General features: G+C 37.0%; 22 protein-coding genes. 7 read left to right on the forward strand and 15 right to left on the reverse strand.

Annotated features, from left to right (window positions below; genetic code table 11):
• Positions 1-33: 33 nt before the first annotated feature.
• The 3 genes from AC3ITD_RS23240 to AC3ITD_RS23250 all read right to left on the reverse strand — a co-directional run bounded on the left by AC3ITD_RS23240 (position 34) and on the right by AC3ITD_RS23250 (position 2191).
• Positions 34-540 (reverse strand): hypothetical protein, encoded by a 507-nt coding sequence (locus AC3ITD_RS23240; protein WP_489362975.1) that lies wholly within the window; start codon positions 538-540, stop codon positions 34-36.
• Between the two features lie 332 nt (positions 541-872).
• Positions 873-1643 carry a BamJ family beta-barrel-assembly machinery protein gene (gene bamJ / locus AC3ITD_RS23245; RefSeq protein WP_489362976.1) on the reverse strand — a complete coding sequence of 257 codons (771 nt, stop codon included), beginning with the start codon at positions 1641-1643 and terminating at the stop codon, positions 873-875.
• 128 nt (positions 1644-1771) lie between these two features.
• Positions 1772-2191, reverse strand: a complete 420-nt coding sequence (locus tag AC3ITD_RS23250; RefSeq protein ID WP_265800026.1) for a nucleoside-diphosphate kinase — start codon at positions 2189-2191, stop codon at positions 1772-1774.
• A gap of 117 nt (positions 2192-2308) precedes the next feature.
• Between AC3ITD_RS23250 and AC3ITD_RS23255 the strand changes: the two genes are divergently transcribed.
• The 3 genes from AC3ITD_RS23255 to AC3ITD_RS23265 all read left to right on the forward strand — a co-directional run bounded on the left by AC3ITD_RS23255 (position 2309) and on the right by AC3ITD_RS23265 (position 5442).
• Positions 2309-3319 (forward strand): DHH family phosphoesterase, encoded by a 1011-nt coding sequence (locus AC3ITD_RS23255; RefSeq protein WP_489362977.1) that lies wholly within the window; start codon positions 2309-2311, stop codon positions 3317-3319.
• 37 nt (positions 3320-3356) lie between these two features.
• Positions 3357-4343, forward strand: coding sequence for an FKBP-type peptidyl-prolyl cis-trans isomerase (locus AC3ITD_RS23260; RefSeq protein WP_489362978.1), 987 nt, complete (start codon positions 3357-3359; stop codon positions 4341-4343).
• 121 nt (positions 4344-4464) lie between these two features.
• Positions 4465-5442 carry an FKBP-type peptidyl-prolyl cis-trans isomerase gene (locus tag AC3ITD_RS23265; protein WP_489362979.1) on the forward strand — a complete coding sequence of 326 codons (978 nt, stop codon included), beginning with the start codon at positions 4465-4467 and terminating at the stop codon, positions 5440-5442.
• 93 nt (positions 5443-5535) lie between these two features.
• On the opposite strand, the gene AC3ITD_RS23270 is transcribed toward AC3ITD_RS23265, so the two are convergent.
• From AC3ITD_RS23270 to AC3ITD_RS23290, 5 genes are all read right to left on the reverse strand, one after another.
• Positions 5536-6066 (reverse strand): SH3 domain-containing protein, encoded by a 531-nt coding sequence (locus AC3ITD_RS23270; RefSeq protein ID WP_489362980.1) that lies wholly within the window; start codon positions 6064-6066, stop codon positions 5536-5538.
• Positions 6067-6182: 116 nt separating this feature from the next.
• A complete protein-coding gene (locus AC3ITD_RS23275) occupies positions 6183-6386 on the reverse strand; it encodes a BON domain-containing protein (RefSeq protein WP_489362981.1) in 204 nt (67 codons plus the stop codon).
• A gap of 161 nt (positions 6387-6547) precedes the next feature.
• Entirely contained in the window at positions 6548-7033 is a 486-nt protein-coding gene (locus AC3ITD_RS23280; protein ID WP_489362982.1) for a CYTH domain-containing protein, read from the reverse strand.
• Positions 7033-8982, reverse strand: coding sequence for a beta-N-acetylhexosaminidase (locus AC3ITD_RS23285; protein WP_489362983.1), 1950 nt, complete (start codon positions 8980-8982; stop codon positions 7033-7035). The genes AC3ITD_RS23280 and AC3ITD_RS23285 overlap by 1 nt, the downstream gene beginning before the upstream one ends.
• A 120-nt stretch (positions 8983-9102) precedes the next feature.
• Positions 9103-9816 carry a gamma-glutamyl-gamma-aminobutyrate hydrolase family protein gene (locus AC3ITD_RS23290; RefSeq protein WP_489362984.1) on the reverse strand — a complete coding sequence of 238 codons (714 nt, stop codon included), beginning with the start codon at positions 9814-9816 and terminating at the stop codon, positions 9103-9105.
• Between the two features lie 226 nt (positions 9817-10042).
• On the opposite strand from AC3ITD_RS23290, the gene AC3ITD_RS23295 reads away from it, so the two are divergent.
• The gene (locus tag AC3ITD_RS23295; protein WP_489362985.1) at positions 10043-12112 is read left to right on the forward strand and encodes a M48 family metallopeptidase; all 2070 of its coding nucleotides are present in this window, start codon (positions 10043-10045) and stop codon (positions 12110-12112) included.
• Positions 12113-12156: 44 nt separating this feature from the next.
• Here the strand turns inward: AC3ITD_RS23295 and yiaA are convergent, their stop codons facing one another.
• Positions 12157-12564 carry an inner membrane protein YiaA gene (gene yiaA, locus AC3ITD_RS23300; protein ID WP_463483981.1) on the reverse strand — a complete coding sequence of 136 codons (408 nt, stop codon included), beginning with the start codon at positions 12562-12564 and terminating at the stop codon, positions 12157-12159.
• Between the two features lie 146 nt (positions 12565-12710).
• Here yiaA and AC3ITD_RS23305 point away from each other — a divergent pair, with 146 nt between their 5' ends.
• The gene (locus tag AC3ITD_RS23305; protein WP_489362986.1) at positions 12711-14204 is read left to right on the forward strand and encodes an NAD(P)H-hydrate dehydratase; all 1494 of its coding nucleotides are present in this window, start codon (positions 12711-12713) and stop codon (positions 14202-14204) included.
• A gap of 75 nt (positions 14205-14279) precedes the next feature.
• Positions 14280-14981 carry an AIM24 family protein gene (locus AC3ITD_RS23310; protein ID WP_463483979.1) on the forward strand — a complete coding sequence of 234 codons (702 nt, stop codon included), beginning with the start codon at positions 14280-14282 and terminating at the stop codon, positions 14979-14981.
• A 64-nt stretch (positions 14982-15045) separates the two neighbouring features.
• Here AC3ITD_RS23310 and AC3ITD_RS23315 read toward each other — a convergent pair whose 3' ends face one another.
• From AC3ITD_RS23315 to AC3ITD_RS23330, 4 genes are all read right to left on the reverse strand, one after another.
• Positions 15046-15903, reverse strand: a complete 858-nt coding sequence (locus AC3ITD_RS23315) for an anti-sigma factor (protein ID WP_489362987.1) — start codon at positions 15901-15903, stop codon at positions 15046-15048.
• 2 nt (positions 15904-15905) lie between these two features.
• Entirely contained in the window at positions 15906-16457 is a 552-nt protein-coding gene (locus AC3ITD_RS23320) for an RNA polymerase sigma factor (protein WP_489362988.1), read from the reverse strand.
• Positions 16458-16571: 114 nt separating this feature from the next.
• A complete protein-coding gene (gene lipA / locus AC3ITD_RS23325) occupies positions 16572-17465 on the reverse strand; it encodes a lipoyl synthase (protein WP_489362989.1) in 894 nt (297 codons plus the stop codon).
• Between the two features lie 156 nt (positions 17466-17621).
• A complete protein-coding gene (locus AC3ITD_RS23330; RefSeq protein ID WP_489362990.1) occupies positions 17622-18917 on the reverse strand; it encodes a hypothetical protein in 1296 nt (431 codons plus the stop codon).
• A 382-nt stretch (positions 18918-19299) separates the two neighbouring features.
• On the opposite strand from AC3ITD_RS23330, the gene AC3ITD_RS23335 reads away from it, so the two are divergent.
• A complete protein-coding gene (locus AC3ITD_RS23335; RefSeq protein WP_489362991.1) occupies positions 19300-20811 on the forward strand; it encodes a malate:quinone oxidoreductase in 1512 nt (503 codons plus the stop codon).
• Positions 20812-20919: 108 nt separating this feature from the next.
• Here AC3ITD_RS23335 and ytxJ read toward each other — a convergent pair whose 3' ends face one another.
• Together ytxJ and ribH are read right to left on the reverse strand one after the other, a co-directional pair.
• Positions 20920-21255: a bacillithiol system redox-active protein YtxJ gene (gene ytxJ / locus AC3ITD_RS23340; RefSeq protein ID WP_265800005.1), complete on the reverse strand. Its 336-nt coding sequence runs from the start codon at positions 21253-21255 to the stop codon at positions 20920-20922.
• A gap of 258 nt (positions 21256-21513) precedes the next feature.
• Complete coding sequence (ribH, locus tag AC3ITD_RS23345) at positions 21514-22005, reverse strand: 6,7-dimethyl-8-ribityllumazine synthase (protein WP_265800004.1); 492 nt, start codon at positions 22003-22005, stop codon at positions 21514-21516.
• Positions 22006-22366: the final 361 nt, after the last annotated feature.

The following is a 22366-nucleotide window of genomic DNA, read 5'->3' on the forward strand; positions in this document are numbered from 1 at the left end:
AATATTGCCACTTTTATTGGAGAACTTACTACATCAAAATTCATACATATTATTTCCCTTTAAATTTTCAATTGCGCACCTAGCGTTCGATTCTATATCATGAGGCAATAAAGCCTCTCTCTGTAATCTCAGGGATTTGAAGCCATACTCGTCTAGGAATTTTTGAGTATGTGCATAATACTCGGTTAAAAGTTCTGTTAATGATAACACGTCTGCATCATAACCCTCATTTTCAAGGTTAAACTGACAGGAGCTCTTGTATGACATTAACACTTCTCCTGCACCCTCTCCAACAGTTGAGGATCCCACAATAAGGAGCTCGTTTGGGTCATCCGTCAGGAAAATTTCTTCTTCATATTCAACATCACCTATCGAATGAAGAATTTCAAAAGTAATAATCATTTTTTTTTGAGAATCAACAACCATACATTGAAAATCAAATCCGTAGGAGCCGCTTTGGCTATTGTAGCTATCTGCTAAATGTTGCTCATTAAAAATATACTCTGTAATGGTAATAGGTTGGAGATCGAAAATTTTCATAATCACAATGTAGCAAAAAGGGCTGGCAAATTTAATTTACCAGCCCTCATTATTAAGCTTTGACTTAGGCCTCTGGACTTCAGACTCAAGACTGAAAACTAGCTCCTTCCGCCGCCAAATATTTTGGCAAGTATCCAGATGAGTAGTGCAACAACTACTACAACTATAATGACACCCGACCAAACGCCGGCTTTAAATATACCTCCAACAAGTTCACAACTGCTTAAGGTAGTGCATAAAAATGCGATTAGTGCTATAGGTAATATCTTTTTCATATTGATGTTAATTATGTATATCCTAACATCAATCATTACATAAAGTTTTAATTAAGGCTATTTACCATTAACTTTTAACAACTCTACCTCAAAAATTAAAGCGCTATAAGGTGGGATATCGGCTCCTGCACCACGTTCGCCATAAGCCAGGTGATAAGGAATGAAGAACTTATATTTCGAACCAGCAGGCATTAATTGAACACCTTCAGTCCACCCCGGGATAACTCTGTTTAAAGGAAAGCTAATTGGTTCACCTCTATCGTAAGAACTATCAAATTGTTTACCGTTTAATAAGGTTCCTTTATAATGAACTAAAACTGAATCGGTAGCTGTAGGTTTTACGCCGGTTCCGGCAGTTAAAACTTCGTACTGTAAACCACTGGCAGTTGTTTGAACGCCAGCACGTTTCTTGTTTTCTTCTAAAAACTCTTGTCCTTCTTTTATCATGGGTGCAAATTTAATTTTGTTAGCTTCATTTTCTGCCTTTGTTTTTACTGCTGATGCTCTTGTGATCGCATCATTAATACATTGCTGCGCTTGTTGTTGCGTTAATGCCACTTTGCCGCCTGCAAAAGCGTCTTTCAAACCTTTTAACAAGGCTTCGTAGTTTAGGGTTGACAAACCGGTAGATTTTAAACTAGTGCCCATTGATGTTCCAAAAGCATAACTGGTAGAATCTAAACCAGATTTTAATGCTATTGTACCTGGAAGGGTTTTCGAAGTGGCTATGGTTTTTTTAGCTACAGGCTTCTTTGCTACAGCTTTGGTTTGCGCATTTGCCGAAATAGCGATACCAGAAATACATACCGCCAATAAAAATTTTTTCATTATGAAAATAGTGTTAATATCCCAACGCTGAGTTGGATGGATTATTTTAAGGCTGAAAGATACAAAATAGATAAAACAATAAAACCCCGAAAATCGAGGTTTCATTATAGTTTTCTTTTTTTTAAAGACTAGAAACGCTCGTCTGCCTTGAAGAAGAAGTTACCTTCAATTTCTGCGTTCTCATCAGAATCCGACCCATGAACTGCATTTGCATCAATTGATTTAGCATATTTTTGACGGATAGTTCCTTCAGCCGCTTCAGCTGGATTAGTAGCGCCAATTAACTTTCTAAAATCTTCAATTGCATTATCTTTTTCTAAAATAGCAGCAACGATAGGGCCTGAAGACATAAAGGTTACCAAATCTTTGTAAAACGGACGTTCAGCGTGAACGGCATAAAACTGGCCAGCAGTTTCATCAGTTAACTTAGTATATTTTAATGCGATGATTTTGAAACCTGCATTGGTAATGTCATTTATGATCGATCCGATGTGGCCGTTAGCAACAGCATCAGGCTTGATCATTGTAAAAGTTCTGTTAGTGCTCATTGTATTGATATGAAATTTTCTGCAAAAATACGTTTTAATTGATGAATATTAAAAGGATAACGTTAAATACCCGATATTAATATTAATTTTTACTTAGCTTTGCATCGCAAAAAATATATGTTAACATTAACTGAAGTAAAATCCCTGTTGGCTACGCCACAACGAATTGTGATTACAACACATCACAAACCTGACGGCGATGCGATGGGCTCATCATTAGGTTTATATGGATATTTGATTCAAAAAGGACACCATGTTACAGTAATTACTCCAACAGATTATCCAACTTTTTTGCATTGGATGCCAAATAATGGCGATGTAATTATTTTTACCGAAGAGCAGGAAAAGGCCGCTAAATTGGTAGATGAAGCTTCCATCATTTTTTGTCTTGACTTTAATACGTTAAGTCGCATTAACGAACTTGGCGAATTAGTTCGGGCTGCAGGAGCTAAAAAGGTAATGATTGATCATCACTTAGAGCCTGAAGATTTCGACGATTACCGTCATTGGGATATCAATGCTTGCGCTGCTGCACAACTGGTTTACGATTTTATCGTCAATCAACTGGAAGATAAAGCGGGGATTAATAAAGATGTGGCTTCGTGTTTATACACAGGCATAATGACAGATTCTGGTTCATTTCGTTTTGAATCGGCAACATCAAATGTTTATCGCATTGCAGCAGATCTGATCGACCTTGGGGCCGAACATTGGAAAATTCATCAGGCAGTATATGATAATGCAAGTGAAGATCGCTTACGTTTTCTGGGTTATTGCTTATCAAATAAATTAGAAGTAATTAGAGAATACAATACCGCAATCATCTCGGTTACTAAAGAAGAGTTGTCGCGTTTTAAAAGCGAAACTGGCGATACGGAAGGCGTAGTAAATTATGCGTTATCGATAAATGGCGTTCGCCTGGCTGCTTTAATAGTTGAAAGATCAGATAAGGTAAAATTGTCAGTAAGATCAACCGGCGATTTTCCGGCCAATGAAATTTGCAAGAAATATTTCAATGGCGGCGGACATAGAAATGCTGCTGGCGGTGCTTCAGAAAAACCTTTGAACGAAGTGGTAAATGAGTTCAAGTCGATATTAGAAGAATATAAAAATCAATTAATTGCATAAAGCAAGAAACCAAATAAAAACAAGTTTAATTATAAAAATGAAAAAAGGAATAATTGTTCTTTTAGCAGCAACTCTAGGTTTAGCGGCTTGTAACAAAGAAAAAAAGGGTGCGGGTGGTTTATTATACACTATTCACGATTCTGAAGGAAAAGAAAAAATTAAGGAAGGTGATATCGTTAAAATGAATTTTATTCAGAAAAACGATAAAGATTCAGTTTTAGGTAGTACTTATGACATGGAGAATCCTCAGGTTTTTCCTGTACAGAAAAAAATGTACGCGGGTGACATGAATGATGTTTTAACCATGTTCGGTGAAGGTGATAGCGCAACGTTTAAAGTGAATTTGGATACTATGGCTTTTTATAGCAAACAGCCTAAGCCAGAACAATTCAAAAATGATAAATACCTTACTTTTACAGTAAAAATCGAAAAAGTATTTGCTAAAAAAGCTGGTGAAGCTGATTCTACTTTCAACAAAAGAGCTGGTGAATTTTTTCAGGCTGACTTCAAAGCAAATGCTGATAGAAAGAAAAATGCTGAGGAAGGTAAATTAAAATCTTACATCGCTGATAATAACTTAAAAACTACTACATCTGCAAGTGGCCTGCAATATATTATCAAAGCACCAGGAAACGCTGAAAGAGCTGCTCTAGGGGATACTGTTACCTTAAACTATACTGGTAGAGTAACAAAGAAAAATAGCAAAGGTAAATATCCAATCTTCGATACAAGTGACGAAAAAACAGCTAAAGAAGAAGGTAAATTCCAGGCAGGTAGACCATATGGTCCAACTAAAATGGCTATCGGATCCACAATTCCAGGTTTTACTGAAGCGATTCAATTGATTGGTAAAGGTGGAAAAATCATGGCTATCATTCCTTCGAAATTAGGTTATGGCGAACAAGGTGCACCACAAGTTGGTATTATGCCTTACAGCCCAATTGTTTTCGAAATCGAAATTACTGATATTAAAAAAGGTACCGCTCCGGCACCAAGTGCACCAGCAATGCCTGCAGCTCAATAAGAATTTATAAAATTTATTATTCATAAAAATCTTGCTCATGATATTGGGCAAGATTTTTGTGTTTAAACGCGATATCAAAACTAAGGGAAGGTTGCATTGGCAACATCAATTTAATATAGCAATGAAAAAAGGATTAGTGATTTTATTTGCAGCCGTTTTAGCTTTGTCTGCTTGCAATAAATTTGAAAAGGGCGAGGGTGACATGACCTATAAAATTTATAAAAATGAAGGAAAGCCCAAAATTGAGGAAGGGGATTTAGTAAAGTTCAACGTTATCCAAATGATTGATACGAAGGATGGCGATTCTACTTTGGTAAATACTTATGATAATGAGCGTCCGCCGTTTTTTACGGTCACAAAATCTAAATTTAAGGGAGATTTAGTAGCTGCGCTAAAGCTTTTGGGCGAAGGAGATAGTGCTTCGTTTAAATTAAATTTAGATTCATTAGCCAAATACAACGACCAACCCAAGCCATTAGCAGCTCAAAACAATTATGCAACCATTACGGTGAAAATTGAAAAGGTTTTGCATAAGGTTGCTAATGAAACTGATTCGGTTTTTGAAGATAAAAAAAGAGCGTTTTACAAAGCGGAATACGAAGGCTTGGTTAAGCGAAATAAAGAAAATGAATCAGCAAAAATTGCAACATATATTGCAGATAATGATTTGAAAATGAACACAACGCCGTCTGGATTAAGCTATCTGATTGAGAGACCTGGAAATGCAGAAAGGGCAGCGCCATCTGATACTATTTTAGTAGATTATACCGGTGAGTTTACAAATAAAAAAGCAGATGGTAAACTCAATGTTTTTGATACTTCGAATGCTAGAATTGCGAAAGATGCTGGAATTTATTCTCCTTCGGCACAATATGCTGCTCGGCCTTTGGTGCTACATCAATTACCTGTTGGTTTCGCTGAAGGTATTAAGCTAATTGGCGTGGGCGGTAAAATAAAGTTAATTATCCCATCTAAATTAGGCTATGGCGAAAACGGAGGCGGGTCTATAAATCCCTTTACACCATTAGTTTTTGATGTAGAGTTAAAATCAATAATTAAGCCTAATAATGGAATTTCATCGGTGCCACTTTCCAGATAGATCATGCATCAAGATCGTTTGAATCTATTACGAGATAAAACGAAAAAATCCGCAACATTTACATGCTGCGGATTTTCTTTTTAAACTTGAAATTTAGGTCTGAGCTTCTAAATATTGTGCGTAACAATAGCCTTCTTCACCATTTTTGGTTCGTACAAGCCACCACAAATCCTTACTTATGTTTAACAATTGTAATAATTTCATCATGTGCCGCTTTTCAACAATTGGTTGGTTTGTTTCAGGCTCTTTGCGTATATTTAAATTGCTAATCTGTGTGATCACTTTTGCATGCGTAACTGCTGCATCTATGCTGACATTTACGTTCAAAACCAAATCACCGGATGTAAAATTAGGATTGATTTCGTTGTACACTTCCCATAAATGATCTTTTGTAGCGCCATCAGCTGCTGTTCCATTGATGCATAAGATTCCATCTTGTTCGCGAACAGCCAAATCAGTTATACCAGCTGCAGTTGCAGCGTCGGTTAATGCTTTATATTTATCTTCTAATGCCGATGGTAGAATTATTTTACAGTTAATTTTTTGTCGTTTTTTAGGCTTTAATGCGCTTAGGTGCTGCATTAATGTAATAAGTGAAGCCTTTTTGATTTCGCCTGTAAGCAAAACCACGCCATCTTTAACTGTTGGAAAATCTTTTGTGGCATCAGCAACAATTTTAGTTAAAATTGGATCTTCACCAATTATAACAGGCTTTTCTTGTTTAATTGTTAAGCTATTGATTACCGATTTAATACCTTTTCTACTTTGGCAATCTCTTCTGCTTTTGCAGCATCATCAGCAACCTCGCCTGTTAAAGTTACATCGCCTTTTGCTACAGTCACAATGATGCCGGCAGCTTCTTTGGCTTGAATTTCAGCCTGTAAATCTGCATCTTTTGGCTTACACGCTACAAAAAACAATGTAGCGGCGATAACCATACTCATCAAAAAATTTAGTTGTTTTCATCCTTTTTTTATTATTATGTTTAATATTTTTTACCGTTGAAACCGGAAATTTGGGATGTCCGGCTTCTGAAATTAAACAAGGATGATTTTGTAAAAACGAATATAGGAATAGCGTTTAATTGAAAGAGGAATTATGGATTTTATTTTTGAACATTAATTTTCCAGAGTTTAAATGGGTGTTTAGTTAGATTTGAATTGTAATATTTTTTTTCCTCGGTAACTTCTTCAGCTACCCATTCTGGTAATTCGAATTTCTCGTCTTCTGAATCTAATTCGATCTCCGCCACAATTAATCCATTGTTGTCGCCTAAAAATACATCAACTTCCCAAAGTTTGGCCTGGTGATGAATTTCATATCTTATTTTTTCAAGTTCTGCTTCGGCGAAATTATCCAGTAGTTCCAATCCTTCACCTAATGGAATTTCGTATTCGTATTCTAATCTGGAGGCACCGACAGAAATGCCCTTAATAGTTATCCACGCTTTGTCGTCAGTGGTACGTACCCGAATGGTTTTATTGGGAGCGCTAACCAAATAGCCTTGTCTCAAATGTTTCCCACCTGGCTTGTCAAGCTTGGCCCATTCAGACGCCTTAATCAGGAATTTTCTTTCAATTTCTCTGCCCATTATCTGCTCCTTTTTTGCAATTCGGCGATTGGCATGCTAATTAACCTACCCACTGGCTCCTTACCTTTGTAGGTAATAATTCGAAGCATACTGGCATCTTTTGGTGGGGTTAAAGCTCCAGTGTATTTTGGATAGAAGCGATCGGGGCTCGAGTTATCAAAACTGTAGTAAATGTCCAGACCGTCGATTTCTGGGGTAAGCTCAATAATCAGTTGTTTATCAGCACTTCGTTTCACTGTAAAGGCAGGATCATAAATGGCAGGAGAGTATTTGATTTCTGCAAGATCAAGGCGCTTGAAGTGTTCTTCAGTACGGTAGATGAAATTTGTCCAGTTTTTCTTTTCAATCGGGCTCCAAATTGATTCTGAGATTGCAAAAGCACGTGGCCACAGCATATACTGCACTTGGCGGAAATTAAAAATCTGTTCCGTCCACAGGTTTGCTTGCCCACCAATAATGTATTTAGGATCGGCTCCGGCAGGAATAGGGTTGAATTGGTAAGCCTTGTTTAACCTTAAAGAAGCATAAACTTTCGGTTCGGTAATTTGATCTGCCTGCATGTAATCCAGATAAGCAAAATCTGTTGGGCTCATCACTACATTGTGTTTATCTTTTGAGGCTTCTATACCATATTTTAAGCCTCTCCAGCTCATAACCGAGGCTGTTGGCGAAACACCACCCTCTAAAATTTCATCCCAGCCCATAAATTTTTTGCCTTTTGAAACTACAATTTGCTCTACTCGTTTTTCAAAATACGCCTGAACTTGTGGAATGGTTTTTAAGCCTTCACGCTGCATTAATGCTTTCACCTGGTCGTTCTTTTCCCAAAAATTATGAGGGGCTTCGTCTCCTCCCAAGTGGATATATTCAAAGGGGAAAAGTTTTGCAATTTGCGTAATCACCGAATCGAGAAAAACATAAACTTTTTCGTTTGCAGGGCAAAGTGTATTGTCTACTAAAGCCGTTGGGGGTGCGCCGCGACTCCAATCCATTATTTTTTCTCCGGATCGCACTTTATAATTCACTGCATCAGGCGTGCAAGAAAGGTCAGGATAAGAAGCAATTGCTGCTAAACTGTGCCCTGGAACATCTATTTCGGGCATAATATTTACAAATCGATCTTGTGCATATTGAACCAGTTCTTTAATATCTTCCTGGGTGTAGAAGCCACCATAAGTTCGCGGTTCATTTGCCGCTGGTGGAATGAAATCGCCAAAAGTGCCAGTTTTCTGAACACTCCAGGCCCCAATTTCTGTTAATTTTGGTAAACCCTTAATTTCGATTCTCCAGCCCTCATCATCCGTTAAATGAAAATGCAGCAAATTGAATTTATAACGAACCATTTGATCGATAAACTGCTTCACTTCATCTTTGGTGAAAAAGTGACGGGCTACATCAAACATCAGGCCTCGCCAGCCTAATTTTGGATAGTCAACAACATCAACACAGGGTAGTTTCCACTTTATATTTTTCGTCAATTCCTTGCTTTCAATTTCAACAGGGAAAAGTTGAATTAGAGATTGAACACCCCAAAATATACCCGCAGGTTTATTGGCCGTAATCACAATTTGAGTTGGATTAACATTCAGCTTATAGCCTTCAGTTCCGAGTTGATTTTCATTTTCGGTATTTAGAATTAACTTAATGGTAGGATGATTTGCCGTGGTGACATTGCTGACAAACTTGCCGGTAGCAGTTTCAATTCTTTTTGATAATAAAGCAATAGATTGTTGCAAACCTTCGCTTTTTGATGCTAAAATGCTGACGTTTTCCGGTAGTGTAAAGGTTCCTGCCTTTTTCATCAAAGAAACTGGTTCAGGAATAATGGCGATTTGAGCCTGTAAAATCGGACTATCGCCCTCAGAAACCTCAGGTTCACCTATAATACTCTGAGCGTATATATTTGTTGCAAAAACGATGGCGGAAACGATAAGGAATATCTTTTTCATTAATATTAAATTGCAGTTTAACCGAATAAGTGTTAATCCGCAATTTATTAAAAAAGATTTTTACAAGCAGTATTATTTAATACAATTTATACGCTGTCCTCTCAAATGGTACCCTTTTGGTTATTTGTGGTTAATATTTATTCTAATCGCATTAATGAATGCCTCATGTAAATTTTTGCTGAAAGGACTTTGCTGATCTTTTAATCTTTCGGGATGCCATTGTACAAAGAGAAGAAATGATTTTGCTTCGGGATCAAATCTTTCCATGGCTTCTGTAACACCATCAGGAGATATCGCGCTAACAACTAAGCCCTTTCCTGTGCGATCGGTACTTTGGTGGTGATTGCTATTTACCAAACCTTTATCAGTATTTATAATGCCACTTAACCATGAGGAGGGGTTAACGATGACTTCATGATAACGGTCGCTTTTATCAGGCATTTTCGAATGGTTAAATTTTCCCCACGTTGGGATATCCGGAATTAAATTTCCGCCAAAAAATACGTTTCCAACCTGCATTCCGCGGCAAATTCCTAGAACTGGAATACCGTTTTTTTCGGTGTATTCCAAAACCTTAAATTCAAACTCATCGCGTTTCTCATCAATATCATCTTCGTAACAATACGGGAAATACTCTGGCATGTTGTAAAACCTCGGATGAACATCTTCACCGCCGGTTAGTACAATGCCGTGGCATTTTTCTATTTCCTCAAAATTATTCAATTTATAACCCAGCTGGATGACTTGAACATTTTCATTGTAGGATAAAACCCAGTCGCTGTAAATATCGAATTTGCTACAATCTGTAACGCCTATAATTATTTTATCAGACATAAATATTTTTTTACCACAAAATAAAGGGAATAATAATCAATAGTGGAATCGGTTAATGTAGCAATTTTTATTTTTTAAAATCAAGATTGGACTCAAAAAAAAGGTTCAGAATATATCAGTGTTTGTTTAAAGAGATATCCGTTTAATAAAGACAAAGCACTATGCAGTTAAAGAAATTTTAGCATTTATTTCAATTGATTATATTGCAGGCATCAAAATATATTTCATGTTGGAATACGCACTCAAACCCTCTGAAAATTTCAGAAAATCAGCTGTAAGATCAGTTTGGGCAATCGCCTTATTTGTATTTACCTATGCTTTCTTAATTTTTATTTCTATAGCGCTCACCATAGTTTGCGGTTATTTAGGGGTAAAATTGATTGAGTTTTATGTAAATATCTTTACGCTAATGTTAGGATTAGGCATGATTGGTTTTGGCTTCTTAATATTGTTTTTCTTAATCAAATTTATGTTTAAGAGCAATAAAATGGATCGATCGCATTTGGTGGAAATCACTCGAGATGAAGAGCCGCAGTTATTTAAAATGATTGATGAAATAGTAGAGGATGTCCATACTGATTTTCCGAAAAAGGTATATCTATCAAGCGAAGTAAATGCAGCAGTTTTCTACGACTCTAACTTCTGGAGCATGTTTTTTCCAATTCGAAAAAACCTGCAAATCGGTGTCGGTTTAATTAATACAACAACTGTAGATGAATTGAGGGCTATATTAGCACACGAGTTTGGTCATTTTTCGCAAAAAAGTCTAAAGATTGGAAGCTATGTTTATAATGTGAATCGCATTATTCATGATATCTTATATGACAATGAAAGTTATAACCAGGTGGCCAGAAGGATAGCTGATTCAACCTCGTATTTTGGGATATTTGTTTTGCTATCTGATAAAATTGTTGGCTTAATGCAGCAAATTTTAGTTTGGGTTTATGGCGTACTTAACGCAAATTACTCTAAACTTTCTCATGAGATGGAATATCACGCAGATGCCATAGCCGCTCATGTTGTGGGTTCGAAACCCTTAATTGATTCATTGTTGCGTATGCAGTTGGCCAATCAAGCGCTGGATATGGTATTAAGTTACTATGATAGAAAAATCGAGGCAAATATTAAAACAACTAATGTATTTCCGCAGCAAATACTTGCAATGAATTTTTTGGCGAAAGTGAATAAATTGCCCGTTAAAAACGAATTCCCAGAAGTAAATCTTCGTTACTACAATAGGTTTAATAAATCAAAACTCAGTTTTAGTCACTTGTATTCGTCGCATCCAGAAACTGAAGACCGAGTAGTTAAACTGGCACAAATTAACGGTCAGTTAAAGAATAGCCAAACTGGCCTTGCGATAAATTTGCTGGTAAACAAAGACCAGATATCGGCTCAGCTAACCGATAAAATGTTTGTTAATGTGAATTATTTGGAAGAGCCTATTGATCAGGAAAAGGAAGATTTTGAGCAAGATTTTATAAGCCAAACCAAACAAAATTCTTTCCCAGATTTATTTAATGAGTACTTCGATTATAGAAATCCCTATATAAAGTACACCGAAAGTGATTTTGAAAAATCAATACCTGATACTGATTTAGGCTTTGATCTCCTGTTTGGAGATAAGAGTTTGACTTTAATTTATGAATTGAATGCCCTTGAAGCTGATTGGAATACAATTGATAGAATAGATTCTGGTTTGATTGATATAAAGACCTTCAATTACAATGGCCAAAAATATTCGAAAGCTGATTGTAGGGCTATGATTGATTATTTGAATTCGGAGATTGAAAATAAGAAGATAGAACTAGAGAATTTGGATATGAAAATTTTCGAGTTTTTCCGCCATGCGTCTTTTAGGCAAAAGCTCGCTCCTGAATTCCAGGTTTTAGCAATGTGCTATCAAAGAATAGCCGAAAAGTTCAAACTCCAACAAGTTGTTTATGCTGATTTGGTAAATGCAACCTCATTTATGCACAGCACCACACCGTTTAATGTGATTAAAAAAAATATGGTTGTGGTAAAAAAAGAAGAAAAGAAATTTAAGGAGAGCATACTTTCCATTCTTGCTGATGAAGATTATGAAGGTTTAAGTGAGGAAGTGAAACTTCGCTTTGAAGAATATTTGAAGTATGATTACAAGTATTTTGGTGCAGATTTATATTTCGACGAGGAGCTCAAAGTACTATTCCAGGCGATGGCTGATTATGCTGACGTGATTACCGACATTCAGTTTAAGGCGAAAAAGAAGCTGTTGGAATTTGAAGGCCAATTGGGTGCTCCGGTTTTAACTTAAATTAAAAAGCGCCGATCTTTTCAGGTATCGGCGCTGTTAATGAGTTAATGCAAATCCTGACTTTTGTTAAAAATTTGGCTATCTCTCGTGTTTTTCTGTACCGTGATGGCACCAAATAGCGAAAGTAGAAAGGCAAAGGCATAAAATCCTTTCTCGCTGGGTAAAAGTGTGGCATTCCATAATCCAATTACCAATAAGGTAATGGTTAATAATGTTGAAAACCAGCTTAAACCATAGTAGATTTCCGTTACCGGAATACCTTCCAATTTATCGCGAACAGCTTTTTGTAATGAGATTACGGCGAAAAGACCAAACATCAAGACAGTAAAATAATATCCTTTTTCATTAAGAAGCATGTCAGAACGCCATAGGCCAACAATAAAGCCTATCATTCCAATGCCCAATGCAATCCAGGCCGCAGCCACAAATGCATTCGATGGTTTTTGATTCATTTGATTAGAGTTTAATTTAATTCAATGGAAAACGCTAAAGTTTGATAAAAGGTATATGAGCCTGTAATTATCTTTTCGCCATGTTTTTAAATAATCAATCAAAGCTTAAACTTTTTCATTAGCGCTTATAATGGTATATTAGTCATATGCAAACACTGCTTACTTCTGCCCAAATGCGCAAGGCTGATGAATTCACCATTGCCAAGTTGCCAATAGCATCGATTGATTTAATGGAGAAAGCTGCTCGTGCTTTCGTTCAAACCTTTTTAAGGGACGAGTTTGATGCCAATAAAAGTATCGCCGTATTTTGTGGTAAGGGTAATAATGGAGGTGATGGACTGGCGATAGCCCATTTGCTTTGCAACAACGGCTGCGAAAATGTGCGTGTTTATATTGTTAACTTTAGCAGTAAGCAAAGCCATGATTATGCAATCAACCTACAGCGTTTAGATGAATCGAAATGTAGGAAAACAATCATCAACACTGCGGGCGGTCTAGGAAATGTGAAAGCTGATATTATCGTTGATGCCATTTTAGGTTCTGGCTTAAACAAACCTTTGGAGGGAGAATATGCCGAACTGGCTAAGAGTATTAATAAACTTAATAAAAAAATCTATGCTGTTGATGTTCCTACAGGCTTTCCGGCAGAGGGGAAAATTTCAGCCGATTACCGGGGGATCAAGGCTTATAAAACCATTTGTTTTCAGCGGCCAAAAATCAATTTCTTTTTCCCAGAATCGGCTTTAGCTACAGAAAAATATGAGGTTGTTGATATTGGGTTGGATGAGGGTTTTATTCAGGGCCAAGATTCTGATTTACATTTGTTGGAAGAGAAAGATATCCGGGCAATTGTTAAGCCAAGGAAATCATTCAGTCATAAAGGCACTTACGGACATGCGCTAATTATTGCCGGGAATGTTAACACAATGGGTGCAGCCATACTTTCATCAATGGCTTGTTTGTATGCCGGAGCGGGTTTAACTACTGCATGTATTCCGCAAAGCGGATTGATAGCCCTTAATACGGTATTGCCAGAAGTAATGGCTTTGCCAAGAGATGAATATACACGAATTGAAAACCCGGCTAAATACCAGGCCATTGCAATTGGACCAGGCTTAGGTATTTCTACAGAAAACGAACGGCTGCTGGAAAGTTTAATGGCCAGTAATCAGCCTTTAGTTATAGATGCTGATGCCTTGAATATTTTAGGTGAAAGGCCTGATTTGATAGAAAAGCTGCCTGAAAATAGTATTTTGACTCCTCATATGAAAGAGTTCGATCGGCTATTTGGAGATCACGAAACTTGGTGGGAACGTATAGAAGCAGCTAAAAATAGAGCGCAAAAAGGTAAGATAATCATCGTACTCAAAAATCAGTTTACATTTATTTGCCTTCCCGATGGCAAAATTTATATTAATCCAACCGGCGATTCTGCTATGGCACAAGGTGGTATGGGCGATATTTTAACAGGGATTACTGTAGCTTTTATTTCTCAAAAATACACATCTGCCGATGCCGCAGTTTTGGCCTGCTACGTTCACGGTTTGGCGGGAAGCAGTTTAGCTCATTCAAGGATTGTAGTTACCGCCTCGCAGGTGGCCATGCAAGTGCCTAAAGAAATAAAATCGCTGCTGTTATAATTATCATCCTTTGGCTTAAGAATTGACTAATTCTAAAAATAACCGAATGATCAAAATAAATAAATCTAATCACCAATGGAAAAAAGAGAATACACCCTTAATGAACTTATACAAGAATCAGCAGAGAACCCAAATGAAAATGATTTTTTCGAATTGGAAAAGCCAGCAATGCTGGAGGTAAACTTAAAAAATCAAAAAATTATGGCCAAGGCAGGCTCCATGGTGGCCTATATTGGGAATGTAGATTTTAAACGCGAAGGTTTGTTAAGTAAAGGGCTTGGTGGATTATTAAAGAAAGCCATTTCTGGAGAAGGTACATCATTGATGCATGCAGCCGGTACAGGCAAACTTTATTTGGCTGATGAGGGCAAAAAAGTGAAGATCATTAAACTTCAAAACGAGTCGATTTTTGTGAATGGCAACGATGTTTTAGCCTTGGAAGATACCATCAAAAATGAGATTAAAATGCTGAAAAGTGTGGCAGGGATGATGAGTGGAGGCCTTTTCCAGGTCAAATTATCTGGAAGTGGTTATATTGCAATTACCACACATGGCGAACCAATTTTGTTGCGTGTAAGTGCTAATCAACCTGTATACACCGATCCGAATGCAACGGTAGCTTGGTCAGAAAATTTATCACCTAATATTAAAACGAATTTAACTTTTGGTTCTTTTATCGGGAGGGGAAGTGGAGAATCGTTTCAGCTAGAATTTTTTGGTGAAGGTTGGGTTTTGGTACAGCCTTACGAAGAAGTAAAGTATGCTCAAAAATCGTAAGTAATAAAAAAAATCCCGACAATTTTTGATTGCCGGGATTTATATATTTTGTAACCAGATTTACTTATACTCCACCCATTACGGCTAGTTTTTCCATAGTTGGGTTAACGCTTCCGCCCATTGGTTCAAGTGTTACAGCAAAGGCTTGAGCTTCTTGTATGGCCTGCATTTTCTTTAAGGCTTCTGTTGAAGTAGAATCTGTTTTTCCAAATACGCCTAAGCTAACTGGCTTGCCATTTACTAATGCCCAAAGCTGATATTCGTGTTCAGCGTCGGCTTTTGGTAAATCCATAGCAACATAGTTTATCAATACACTTTTATCCTTTTTGTTCCAATAAACATTCATTTTAGATTTAGGACTAAAAGCCTGTCCAGACATTCGAATGATTGCCCATTCTTTACTGTCGTTCATGGCCACCATATTATCCAAACCTTTGTTCTCAAACTCAAGCTTACTCACTACCCCGGCAAATTTTTCTTTATCGAGATTTAAGCTGGCTATTTGATCGTGAGCAGCATTTAATTTATTATAGGTGATGAAAAGTGCTCCAGTGCTAATAATCAATAACGCAACACAAGCAACCAATGCAAAACGTAATGTTCTAACTTTACTATCACTGTTATCCAATTTAACTACTTTGGCTTCTTCAGTGTAGGCTGGGATTGTAGACATTGCCTCTACTCCTTCATTTTTTCCTAATCCTAATTTTTCAAATAGTTTGGTTTCTATATCTGCAGATGGCGCTACAGCATTTTCCATAGCATAACTTTCCATGGCAATCTCAATGGCGGTTAACTCACTTTTAACCTCAGGATATTGAGCTGCCATTTCCTCTACCTGTAACGCTTCCTCAGGCGATAAATCACCTAAAACGTACAATTCAAGTACTCCAGATTCGATATATGCTTTTAAATTTTCCACGTTCAATTAAAACTCCTTCTCAATTCAATAATAGCCAGGCGAATACGGGTTTTCACCGTACCTAATGGCAAATTTAACTTTTCTGCGGCTTCCACATGCGTGTAGCCTTTATAATAAACTAAATTGAGAACTGCTTGTAAGTCTGGTTTCAGGTTCTCTACAAGTTGCTTTACTCCAAGTATGTCCGGGTTAAAAGTCACCTTGTTTTGCTCATCAACGAAACTTACGTTATTTTCTATATCTTGGTTTTTAAGTGAATTCTTAAAGTCTTTAGAACGGAGTTTATCAATAGATAAATTTCTGGCGATATTCATCATCCAGGTAAACAAACGTCCTTTGGTATTGTCGTAGTGTGCTGCAGATTGCCATATCTTCACAAAAGTTTCTTGTAAAACATCTTCCGCTAACTCAGTATGGGTAATAATGCGTGAAATAACACCGTAAAGTGCAGAGGAATACATGCTATACAAGGTCTTCAACACCGCAGGATCTTTCGAATGCAGGGCGAGAACAAGTTCAGGCTCGGTTAGGGTTAATTTTTTATATGCAGTCACTATTGGTTACTAAGATACAATACACAACAGCAAAACCAAAAAAATGTTTTTATAATCAATTCCCGCAAGGAATGCTATTTTGGAAACATTTTTGAGCCTGGCAAAAACTGGATACTAAGCAATTCCTTCAATTGGGAAAAGATGTTTTTCAGCATGATATGATGAACGTACCAACGGGCCGCTTTCTACATACTTTAAACCTTTAGATAAACCAACTTCTTTATACATGGCAAAAGTATCAGGGTGAATCCAATCAACAACCGGGTGATGGTTGCGGGTTGGTTGCAAATATTGACCTAGTGTTAAAATATGAACACCATTAGCAACTAAATCATCCATGGCCTCAAAGATGTCTTCCTCAGTTTCACCTAGCCCAAGCATGATGCCTGTTTTTGTTCTTAAACCGAATTCTGAAATTCGTTTCAGTGCTTCTAAACTTCTATCATATTTCGCTTGAATACGCACTTGTCGCGTTAAGCGCTTTACAGTTTCCATATTGTGCGACACCACTTCAGGGCGTTCTTCCAATACCCGGTATAAATTATCCCACTGACCTTTAAAATCAGGAATTAATGTTTCTAGCGTTGTAATCGGGCTTTCCTCACGGATGGCCTGTAATGTTTCTGCCCAGATAATTGAGCCACCATCTTTTAAATCATCGCGATCTACTGATGTGATAACGCAATGTTTTACGCCCATTAGTTTTACAGAATTGGCTACACGGTTAGGTTCATCAACATCAACCGCTAAAGGACGGCCGGTTGCAACTGCGCAAAACGAGCAGCTTCGGGTACAAATGTTACCTAAAATCATGAAAGTTGCTGTGCCAGCTCCCCAACACTCACCCATATTAGGACAATTTCCGCTTTCGCAAATGGTGTGCAACTTATGTGTATCTACCAAACTGCGAACTTGTGCATATTCTTTTCCAACAGGCAATTTTACACGCAACCAATCGGGTTTACGTTTAACTTCAGTTACAGCAGGTACTACCGGTAAATCAATCATATCGCAAAGTTAAGGATTAGGATTGAAATGTTGTAATATCGAAATGTTGTTCTGTTGTAATGTTTGGTTGCAAAGCGAGCAATTCAGGAAAGGTTTAGCTGTTGATAATTAAATTTTTAGAATTCAGCACTTGAAAACGTCCTTTTAAAAATTGTTTTACCATACGGACTTTGCCTTATCCAATAACTCGCTGCCCTTTTTAGTGATTTCCTTTTTGCCGTTTTCAATAGTAGAGGGTTGAGTATATTGGCTTACCGCATTAGACATTTCTTTGAATTTATTGATGTTTGCAAAGATTTCTTTTGTGTGTGGAACATTGTTTTCTCTCATCACTTTCTCCCAATTAATTTTCGCTAATACTGAAATCATATACTTTGAAGCCAGCCTGGCCATAAATGCTTTGTCATAAACGCCTTTCAAAGCAGCATCCGGCTCACGATCTTTAACATAATCGATGGTTTTTTGGATGGCCTCACGTTCACTGTCAGAAAATAAAGGACTCGTTTTTAATTTTTCTAAAGCCGGAATTGCCTTCTCCGGCTTTTCTCTTTTCAAATTCAGATAGGCATCCACCAACCAAACTAATTCAGTTTCTAAGCCAAGTTTGTTCATATCCTTAACGAAAGAGTCAAAATCCTCCAAAGATCTTTCTTCATCAACTTTTCTTTCCATTCGCATTCTATCAAACCCTCTAAAAAGGTAGTTCATTCCATGGAAAGCGGTATGTGCTTGTGCATCGCTCAAATTTCTCCAGCCAAAAAAAGCTTTAGTATATGGCATGGGAATAGTTTCATTTTTATCAAGCCATTTAATATTGCGAGATAAACCATCTTCGGATAAGTAATAAAGGTTGTTGCCAAAGAAAAGGAAGCCTCGAACAAACTCTAAAAGCGTTTTAATCTCCGAATCGTCCAAAAGCTCTGGTTGTGTTTTTGAACATTCATACAAGGCAAACGGCTGACCTAAGTCTCTTGTGGTTAAAACCGCCATGCTTAGAATCGCGTGTTCGATATTCTGAACGCGTGTTTTCTCTTTGGGATCAACAGTATTCATGTCAACTTTTGGTGCTCCATACATTATGTTAAAACCTTGTACTAGGCTAGGAAATACATCTTCGTCGGTATTTTTGACCAGTTTTTTTACTTTACGATAATCATTATAAAGTCGCAGCGCCTCCATCACAGAGATACTTTTTTTATTGGTATCGAGCTGATCCATCGTTTTTAAAATGTTTCGGGTTTGTGATGAAAACTTTTGGTATTCCACCATATTGGTATCGAGTACGGCATTTGAACGTACCGCTATTTTGGCAAACTTGTAAAACACGATCTTGTCGTAATTGATATTTTCCTTAAGCTTTTCTTTATCCAATTGAAGTAAAACCTCGTCGGTTTTTTCTCCGGAACAGCCGGTAAATACAATGATGCAAATCAGTAGAATTAAATTTTTCATCTTAAACACTCCGTTAAAAGAAGCAAACGCTTCAACTAAATAAAAATATACTTTTGAAGTGGGATGTTTTTTTCGGATGACTATTCGCCTACAATATCTAAATTTCTGCTGCATTTATTTTATTATTCGTGTGTGATAGATGCAGAACCCATTGTTTGATGGGCAAAAACAAATCAATTGTTTATCGGGTTATGATTTCTAATATAATCCTAATGAAGATTTAATAATTTAGCTATAAAAATTTACGTTTCAATTTAATTATGCTAATTAATGCTACCGGTTTCAAATAAAAATACATTTTTTAGCAATTTTTTAGTTTTCATATGCGAAAATTCGTTTCATGTTTAAAATGATCCTAAATTTGTAACTCCTTTAAAATAAGATGACAAAAAAGATAAAGACAGTTGGTAAAACTGACGCAGATGTGATTTTAATTGGCGCTGGAATTATGAGCGCAACACTTGGTGTTTTATTAAAAGAATTAGAACCCAATTTAAGTATTGAAATATATGAAAGATTGGATATTGCAGCAGCAGAGAGCTCGGATGCCTGGAATAATGCCGGTACCGGACATTCTGCCTTTTGCGAACTAAATTATACGCCTGAAAAAAAAGATGGAACGGTTGAAACTAAAAAGGCGGTTCAAATTGCCGAACATTTTGAGGTTTCAAAACAATTCTGGTCTTATCTTATCGAAAAAGGATTAATCTCCAACCCCGAGAATTTTATCCGGAAAATTCCACACATGAGTTTTGTATGGGGCAAAAAGAATGTAGATTATTTAAAGAAACGCTACGACGCTTTGCAGCAATGTGATTTGTTTAGCGACATGGAATATACCGAAGATCCGGAAGTGGTGAAAAATTGGGCACCATTAATTATGGATGGCCGTAAAAAGAGTGATAAAATTGCCGCCACAAAAATGGATTTAGGTACCGACGTTAATTTCGGCTCACTAACCCGCGACATGTTTAATCATCTTAAAGAGCAATCCAATGTGAGTCTTTATTTCAATCATGAGATTCGTGATTTGCAGAAGAACAAAGAAGGTAACTGGGTTATAAAAGTTAAGGATTTAGAAACAAAAGAGAAACGCAAACGCGTTGCTAAATTTGTTTTCATTGGTGCTGGTGGCGGTTCATTGCCATTGCTCGAAAAATCTGATATCCCGGAAGGAAAGGGGTTTGGTGGTTTCCCGGTAAGTGGCCAATGGTTAAAATGTACTAACGAAAAGATCATTAAACAACATCATGCTAAAGTATATGGTAAAGCCGCAGTTGGCGCTCCACCAATGTCGGTACCGCATTTAGATACCAGGATGATTAATGGTAAACAGGCCTTGTTGTTCGGTCCTTACGCTGGTTTTTCTACCAAATTTTTAAAAAATGGATCGTTTTTAGATTTACCAAAATCGATCAAATTCAATAACATCCGCCCGATGTTATCTGCAGGTTTGCACAATCTCGATTTAACTAAATATTTAATTGAACAGGTAAGGCAATCTCCTGAAGATAGATTAGAAGCTTTAAAAGAATATTTACCAACAGCCCAATTGAAAGATTGGGAACTGGAATATGCTGGCCAACGTGTTCAGGTAATCAAAAAGGATGAAAAACAAGGGGGTATTTTAGAATTTGGTACTGAAGTAGTAAGTGCTGGCGATGGTTCTATAGCGGCATTACTGGGCGCTTCTCCAGGAGCATCAACGGCGGTATCAATTATGATCGAATTACTGAGTCGTTGTTTCAAAGACGATTTGGCAACTGATGAATGGCAGGCTAAAATGAAAGAAATGATCCCTACTTTCGGTAAAGAGCTGGCTAACAATCCTCAACTTTGCAAAGAAACCAGAGCGAGAACATCAAGAGTTTTAGAAATAGAAAAAGCTAGCTAAAATTTGTTATCCTTTCTAAATTGGAAATAACACATTTTTAAGATAGGAAACAATAAAAAAGGGGCGCAAATTTTAAAGTTGCGCCCCTTTTTGCTAAATATTTTTTGATTATGCTGCAACAATTACCTCAGCTACTTCTTCTGCAGAGATATCACTGTGTGAGGCTTCCAAAACACAATCTCCATCTTTAATTAATAAAATTTGTGGCGACTGGTGTGTAACCTGAAAAAGATGGGCAACCTCAGCAGAAATTTCCCGGTAGGCGATTAAATCCAGAAAATAAAGTTTGGTATCCTCCGGGATAACATCCCAGCTAAATTCAAAATTTCTTTTGGCCATCGAACTAATTGAGCACCGTGTACTGTGCTTAAAAATAAGGCTGTATCCGCTTGCTGATTTTATTTCATTAAGCTGATCTATCGAAGTTAAGTTAACCCAAGTCATAATAATATTGTTTTATACGTAAACACAGGCAGCTAAATAAAGTTCTGCAGATGACTGTAAAATGAAATTTTGATGTTTTAATCTTAGTTTCTTCTGCGTTTACCTTCAGGGTAAGAGCTGTAAGCAGGACAAAGTTTTGAAGAGCATGACTCTAAAATGGTAATGGTGCAAAACACCGCCAATAATAAGATGGCAACTTTTTTCATTAGATAGGGAGATTAAAGCGCTAAGGTACAAATAGTTTATTAAAACACAATTTTAAATATTGGCAGAAAAGTCGGCCATTTTAATTGCAGTAATGGCCGCTTCATCGCCTTTATTACCATGTTTCCCTCCAGCACGATCTTGTGCCTGCTCCAAATTATTGGTAGTTAAAACACCAAAAATAACAGGTTTGCTATATTTAATGCCCACATTAGTCACGCCCTGTGCAACAGCATCGCAAATAAAATCGAAATGTTTTGTATCCCCTTGAATAACACAACCCAAGCAAATTACGGCATCAATATCGCTTCTTTTGCTTAGCAGAATTTCCGCTCCGCCAGTTAATTCAAAACTCCCAGGCACTGGTAACGAAACAATGTTTTCTTCGGCTACGCCGTTATCCAACAAAGTTTTTAATGCACCATTGTACAAAGCGCCAGTAATTTCGGCATTCCACTCTGCAACGATGATTCCAAATTTATAGTTCGCTCCATTCGGAACAGTGGTATGAGAGAAATCAGAAAGATTTTTTAGTTGTGTAGACATGTGGCAAATATAATGCTAAGCGTTTAATGTTGAAAGCGCTTAATGTTTAAATGTTGTAACTTTAATTTAAGGCAAGTTGATTTTAAACCTAGATTTTTCGTTAAGGAGCTACGTGAAATCATTTTAAAGCAGAGAAAGAAATATTTTGATTGATTTGGAAAGCAAAACCAGTATTTCAATTAAATGTTCGTCCCGCTCTCCGTTTTACTCACCCGATAGAAAAATCGGGTTTCGTGTTCACTACGATCAGGTTTAAAATGCTTAATGCTTTGCTACTATTTAAGCCTTCGAAAGCAAACTGCCAAAGTTTCGCTTAAATATTTTCAAGTGCTTGTTCAAAATTCTCTTTACGCTTTTCGGC

This window comes from Pedobacter sp. KH_004 (assembly GCF_057840755.1).

Excerpts from the sequence above, each read along its gene's own strand:
- AC3ITD_RS23240 (WP_489362975.1), bottom strand. The coding sequence starts at position 540 with ATGAAAATTTTCGATCTCCAACCTATTACCATTACAGAGTATATTTTT.
- bamJ (WP_489362976.1), bottom strand. The coding sequence starts at position 1,643 with ATGAAAAAATTTTTATTGGCGGTATGTATTTCTGGTATCGCTATTTCG.
- AC3ITD_RS23250 (WP_265800026.1), bottom strand. The coding sequence starts at position 2,191 with ATGAGCACTAACAGAACTTTTACAATGATCAAGCCTGATGCTGTTGCT.
- AC3ITD_RS23255 (WP_489362977.1), top strand. The coding sequence starts at position 2,309 with ATGTTAACATTAACTGAAGTAAAATCCCTGTTGGCTACGCCACAACGA.
- AC3ITD_RS23260 (WP_489362978.1), top strand. The coding sequence starts at position 3,357 with ATGAAAAAAGGAATAATTGTTCTTTTAGCAGCAACTCTAGGTTTAGCG.
- AC3ITD_RS23265 (WP_489362979.1), top strand. The coding sequence starts at position 4,465 with ATGAAAAAAGGATTAGTGATTTTATTTGCAGCCGTTTTAGCTTTGTCT.
- AC3ITD_RS23275 (WP_489362981.1), bottom strand. The coding sequence starts at position 6,386 with ATGAGTATGGTTATCGCCGCTACATTGTTTTTTGTAGCGTGTAAGCCA.
- AC3ITD_RS23280 (WP_489362982.1), bottom strand. The coding sequence starts at position 7,033 with ATGGGCAGAGAAATTGAAAGAAAATTCCTGATTAAGGCGTCTGAATGG.
- AC3ITD_RS23285 (WP_489362983.1), bottom strand. The coding sequence starts at position 8,982 with ATGAAAAAGATATTCCTTATCGTTTCCGCCATCGTTTTTGCAACAAAT.
- AC3ITD_RS23290 (WP_489362984.1), bottom strand. The coding sequence starts at position 9,816 with ATGTCTGATAAAATAATTATAGGCGTTACAGATTGTAGCAAATTCGAT.
- AC3ITD_RS23295 (WP_489362985.1), top strand. The coding sequence starts at position 10,043 with ATGTTGGAATACGCACTCAAACCCTCTGAAAATTTCAGAAAATCAGCT.
- yiaA (WP_463483981.1), bottom strand. The coding sequence starts at position 12,564 with ATGAATCAAAAACCATCGAATGCATTTGTGGCTGCGGCCTGGATTGCA.
- AC3ITD_RS23305 (WP_489362986.1), top strand. The coding sequence starts at position 12,711 with ATGCAAACACTGCTTACTTCTGCCCAAATGCGCAAGGCTGATGAATTC.
- AC3ITD_RS23310 (WP_463483979.1), top strand. The coding sequence starts at position 14,280 with ATGGAAAAAAGAGAATACACCCTTAATGAACTTATACAAGAATCAGCA.
- lipA (WP_489362989.1), bottom strand. The coding sequence starts at position 17,465 with ATGATTGATTTACCGGTAGTACCTGCTGTAACTGAAGTTAAACGTAAA.
- AC3ITD_RS23330 (WP_489362990.1), bottom strand. The coding sequence starts at position 18,917 with ATGAAAAATTTAATTCTACTGATTTGCATCATTGTATTTACCGGCTGT.
- AC3ITD_RS23335 (WP_489362991.1), top strand. The coding sequence starts at position 19,300 with ATGACAAAAAAGATAAAGACAGTTGGTAAAACTGACGCAGATGTGATT.
- ytxJ (WP_265800005.1), bottom strand. The coding sequence starts at position 21,255 with ATGACTTGGGTTAACTTAACTTCGATAGATCAGCTTAATGAAATAAAA.
- ribH (WP_265800004.1), bottom strand. The coding sequence starts at position 22,005 with ATGTCTACACAACTAAAAAATCTTTCTGATTTCTCTCATACCACTGTT.